This is a genomic window from Coleofasciculus sp., assembly GCF_046539235.1.
In the GTDB taxonomy this organism is placed as follows: domain Bacteria; phylum Cyanobacteriota; class Cyanobacteriia; order Cyanobacteriales; family Coleofasciculaceae; genus Coleofasciculus.
On record NZ_JBKHHI010000550.1, the window covers coordinates 1 to 3,613 of the forward strand.

A 3,613-nucleotide genomic window follows, 5' to 3' on the forward strand; every position below is an offset into this window, starting at 1 on the left:
AAAGCCCTGTTCAGGTGTCCACTGAATCGCCCCATCACGCCCAGTCCAGTACAATTCAATCTGAGCATTTTGTAGGAGTTTGGCGGCTTGGGGTGCGATGACTTCCGCCGATGCGATCGCAACCTCAGGTTGGAGTATGCCTACCAATCGAGGAGTGAGAGGTTCACCCGACCACCATAGCACTTGAATGTGAGGCAAATTACTCCTTTGGGCGAATTGGTTTTGCTCATCGGGTGGCATATTTCCCAAGAGTAACCAGGTTTGATCCTTAATTTGAAGCTGTACGATAGGAGGTTGGACTTTGATTAATTCAAGCGTCGTTTTTTCTCCAGAACCCGTAGCACCAACCGCTAACCGTTGTTCCGTTGACACGACTTCATAAATTCCATTTTGGGATTGAACCGCCTCTGCGATCGTCTGTGTATCAGTGGGTAAAGGTTCTGAATGGGCTAAGTCATAAAACCGCTTAACAGGTAAACTTTCTAATATTGGCACCCAACCACTCCGAAAACGAGGTTGTGAATCAACCGCAACCGCCCAATCCACCTGATTAATTCCCTGCTTTTGCAAAAAAGGCAGGATAGTAAAATTCGCGGTATCGGTTTCTCCACTATTGATAAGCGTCACTTGACCCTGATCCTGAATCACCAAAACTTGTTCTTGATCAGCCGCTAAAACAGTAACTTGAAAGTGTTCTAGCCTGGTTTGCCAAATGGGTAGGACAATAATGGTTAAGGCAATTACACCAGCGAGTACGCCTCGCTGCTGCACACGCGAACTGATACAAGTGATGCCAATTAAGCCATAAAGCAGCAGCAACTGCATCAGAGAAATTGTACCGAGGGCGACTGAACTAGCGGGTAAAGCATTAAAAAATCGCACCAGTTCCAGCAAGCCTTGAAGAGGATAGTACAACAATGCCGCGATCGCGCTACCTGCTAAGGGTGAAATTAATGCGACTAAGGCACTCAGAAAACCCCCCAAGCTAATTAAACTAATCAAGGGTGTGCCGATAATATTGGCAACCACACTGTAGGGGGCAATCATGCCGAAGACGTACAGTTGTAAGGGTAATGTCCACAACAGTGCCGCTAAGGGAACGGCGATTAAAGCAGCAATGACTGAAGGTAACCAGTCGAGGTGCTTGACTAAGGGAGGTACGGTGACTAGCAATCCCAGAGTGGCTAAAAAACTTAACTGAAAACCTAAATCCCAAATCCACAACGGATTGATAATCAACAAAATCGTCGCGGCGAGTAATAGAGAACCCAAGGGTTTAACTTGTCGATGAGTCAGCAGCGCCACTAATGCGCCTACTCCCATAATGGCAGCTCGTAGAACTGACGGTTGCAAACCTGTTAAGCCAACATAAATCAGTAACGCTGTGAGTCCAATCCCAAATTGCGTTTTTGTTCCCCACCGTTTCGTTAACGCTAATACTGAACCCAAAATCAACGACACATGAAACCCAGATGCTGCCAAGACATGAGCGAATCCGGTTTGGATAAATAGGTCGCGAATATCATAGGGTAAATCGACGGCTTTGCGTCCCAGTACAATTGAACTCAAAAGTAGACCCGTTGGACTTCCTAGCTGACGCACTTGGGCATGGATAATACGTTGGCGTAACATCCACCATCCCCATGTTGGTTGTTGATTTTCATCGGGAAAACTGACTTGTCGTCCACTTAAACCAGCAAACGCGCCTTCCTTGGCTAAATAGGTAGCAAAATCAAAGCCGCCAGGATTGGCTGCGGGTTTTGGTTTATATAAAACACCTGTGACAGAAATAGTTTGCCCCGGGAAAAGACCCGTAGATTGTAATAAAGGAACCGTTACATATAACTTACCTGTGACACCTCGCGTCGTTGTGCCGCGATTTTCATTACTTTCCAGTTCAGTGAGTTGGGTAGCTTCTAGCCAAAATTGTCCTTTCTGCGATCGCGTTAGTCGAGGAACGGTTTCGACATTGCCTTGAATGGTGACAACTTGCCCTTGCGCCGTATCCTGTCCAGAGGCAACAAATTGACTAATGTCATTTAATTCAGGTTGAGGCAATCGCAGTTGGACATAGAGAAGGGCGATCACAGCAACAAGGGTAGCGGTTAACCATAATCGGGGTCTAGGTCCGGTGCGCCAGATCCGGGGGAACGCGATCGCACAAATTATGCCTATCCCGATTACACTCAGGATTAAAAGACTATACTCTTGCCAGGTAACAGTATGAGTAGGCAAGCCGACAACGGCTGTAGACAATAGGGCAAGAATATAAGCCACACTCAGTAGCGAACCACTGGCAAGATTCATCGCATAGCTAGACCGGGTTTCCAAACCAATACGGTATGAAAGAAACAAAAAGCACGATGCAGGTGTTCAAGTCGCCCCCTAAACCGATAACTTTTGAGAGGGGGATGATGACTTGAGCGGAAATCCTAATCCTTCTCGTTGCTGTAAGTAAAGTTGTGCCACTCGTCTGGCTAGGTTGCGAATCCTGCCAATATAGCGTGTCCGTTCCGTTACCGAAATCACACCTCTGGCATCCAGCAAATTGAATGTATGAGAACATTTGAGAACATAGTCAAGACTGGGTAAGACAAGGCTTCTATCAATGAGTTGCTTGGCTTCTTGTTCGTACAAACCAAACAGTGTCAATAATAAGTCGGGGTTAGAGGCTTCAAAATTATAGGTACATTGCTCTATTTCACCTTGAAGGTGAACATCGCCGTAGTTAAGGTGGTCATTCCACTGGATTTTGGTCATCGCATCGACTCCTTGTAGATACATGGAGATTCGTTCTAACCCATAGGTAATTTCGATGGAAACTGGGCGGCAATCTACGCCACCGCACTGCTGGAAGTAGGTAAATTGGGTGATCTCCATGCCATCCAACCACACTTCCCAACCCGTTCCCCAGGCTCCGACAGTGGCATCTTCCCAGTTATCCTCGACAAAGCGAATATCATGATCTTCAGGATGAATGCCTAAAGCCCGGAGGGAATCGAGATAAATTTCTTGAATCGTGTTGGGTGATGGCTTAATTAGAACTTGATACTGGTAGTAGTGTTGAAAACGATTGGGATTTTCCCCGTAGCGTCCATCGGTTGGTCGTCGGCAAGGTTCCACGTAAGCCACTGACCAAGGTTCGTCGCCAATAGATCTGAGAAACGTGTGTGGGTTTTTGGTTCCGGCACCTTTTTCGATGTCGTAGGGTTGAGCAATCAGACAACCGCGATCGCTCCAGAACTGGTGTAACGTAGCAATTACAGACTGAAAATTCACATGACCTCCACATTTTGGTCAAAATCTATCACTACATTTTGGCATCTTGCTTGATTGTCCCGGCTGGATACCTGTGTTCGGGCGTTAAGCGAGGGCGGGGGAGTTGACTGTGTTCGTCTGAGGGTAGGCAGGTGATTGGCTACTTGAGTGTAACAGGATAGTGCGATCGACATCGTGCCTGAGTGGTTTGCTAGAAGGTGTTCTCTGCGTAAAGGAGTAGAGCGAAAAAAAATAGTCGGCTAAATCCCTTAATTCAAGAGGATTCCAGCCTCCCTCCCCAAAAAAATCCCTCAAAAGGTTGACAACTCCAGAAATAGCCACTACATTGGTAAAT

The 3,613-nt window shown here is 46.7% G+C and carries 2 protein-coding genes; both read right to left on the reverse strand.

What is annotated here, in order from left to right; genetic code table 11:
• Nucleotides 1–2,307 (reverse strand): ComEC/Rec2 family competence protein (locus tag ACLFWI_RS28380; protein ID WP_446415715.1); only part of this gene is annotated, 2,307 nt, incomplete at its 3' end.
• A 78-nt stretch (nt 2,308–2,385) separates the two neighbouring features.
• Complete coding sequence (glyQ, locus tag ACLFWI_RS28385) at nt 2,386–3,279, reverse strand: glycine--tRNA ligase subunit alpha (protein WP_446415714.1); 894 nt, start codon at nt 3,277–3,279, stop codon at nt 2,386–2,388.
• Nucleotides 3,280–3,613 lie beyond the last annotated feature (334 nt).